The sequence below is a fragment of the Rugamonas rubra genome (assembly GCF_900114705.1).
GTDB classification, from domain to species: domain Bacteria; phylum Pseudomonadota; class Gammaproteobacteria; order Burkholderiales; family Burkholderiaceae_D; genus Rugamonas; species Rugamonas rubra.
In genome coordinates this window covers 1-1640 of record NZ_FOTW01000073.1, presented here as the reverse complement: position 1 = coordinate 1640, position 1640 = coordinate 1, and the positions used below count along the sequence as shown (strand labels likewise).

At 72.3% G+C, this 1640-nt stretch carries 1 protein-coding gene; it reads right to left on the bottom strand.

Features of this window, described 5'->3' with window-relative positions:
* A partial coding sequence (locus BM252_RS29750) for a non-ribosomal peptide synthetase (protein WP_139236834.1) occupies positions 1 to 1640 on the bottom strand: 1640 nt, incomplete at both ends.

Sequence of the window (1640 nt, the reverse complement as noted above, 5' to 3'; positions counted from 1 at the left end):
TTCAGGTAGCCCCTGGCCACGCCGGCTCCGCCGATGTGGATTTCGCCCACCGCGCCCGGCGGCACCAGCTGGCCCAAGCGGTCCAGCAGGTAGACGCGCGTGTCGGTGATCGGCCGGCCAATCGGCGGCGGCGCCGACTGGTCGAAGCCGGCGGAAATTTCGCAGGTGGTGGCGAAGGTGGTCGTCTCGGTCGGCCCGTAGCAATGCACCAAATGCTGCGGCCCGCCCTGCGCCAGCAGGCGCGCGAAGGCGGCCGGGTCGGCCCGTTCGCCGCCGCACATCAGGTAGCGCAGCCCCGCCAGCGCCTCGGGGATCGCCCGCGCGTACTGGTTGAACAGGGCCGTGGTCAGGAACATCGCCGTGATCCGGCGCTCCTTGAGCAGGCGCGCCAGCCGTTCCGGCGCCAGCAGGGTGGCCGCGTCGACCACCACCAGCCGCCCGCCGTTGAGCAGCGGCGCCCACACGTCCATGGTCGCCGCGTCGAAGGCCGGGTTGGCGGCGAAGGCCACCCGGTCGCCGCCGTCAAAGGCGGCGTAGCCGTTGTCGACGGCCACCCGCGCTATCGCCCGGTGCGGCACCATCACGCCCTTCGGTTGGCCGGTCGAGCCGGAGGTATACATCACGTAGGCGATCGCTTCGGGGTCGGCCTTCAGGTCCGGGTTGTGGCTCGGCCAAGCGGCGTGCCAGTGCGGCGCGTCCACCCCGGCCGCGACCTGGCCGGCGCCGGGCGCCGCGTCGAGATCCAGCCGCCGCCAGCCGGCCGCCTCCGGCAGCTTGCGCAGGCGGTTGGTCAGCACCACGGCGGCGCCGCAATCGGCGATCAGCGCCGCCTGTCGTTCCGCCGGGGCCTCCAGGTCGAGCGGCACGTAGAAGGCGCCGCACTTGAGGATGGCCAGTTGCGCCACCACCAGCAGCATCGAGCGCGCCAGCAGCACGGCCACCGCCGCGCCCGGCCGCACGCCTTGCGCCGCCATGCGGTGCGCCAGCCGGTTGGCCCGCTCATTGACTTGCTGGTAGCTGAGCCGGTGGTCGTCCCTTTCGACGGCCACCGCCAGCGGCGTGCGCAGCGCCTGCCGCTCGAACAACTGGTGGATGCAGACGGCCGGGCCGGCCGCGCGCGGCGCGTCGTTCCACGCCACCAGCAGTTGCCGGCGTTGCGCCTGGTCGAGCAGCTCGATGCGCTCGATCGCCTGCCTATCGTCGCGGCCCATTCCGGCCAGCATGCTGTGCAGAGCCGCCAGATGGCGCTCCACCGTGGCCCGTTCATACAAGGCGGTGGCATAGCCAAGCACGCCGGCGATGGCGCCGTCGGCTTCCTCATGCAGGTTCAGCGTCAGCTCGAACTGGCTGCCGTGCGCGCCATCCTCGGGTAGCGCCTCCAGCGTCAGTCCGTCCAGCGCCGGCGCGGCGCCGGGCGCGTTCTGCCAGGCGAACATCAGTTGGAACACCGGGTGGTGGGCCAGCGAACGCTCGGGCTTGAGCGCCTCCACCACCTGCTCGAACGGCACGTCCTGGTGGCTCTGCGCCTCCAGCACACGCCGACGAACCGTGGCCAGCCAGTCGCCGACCGTCGGCTCGCCGCCCAGCTCGAGGCGCAGCGCCAGCGTGTTGACGAAGAAGCCGATCAACGGTTCCACCTC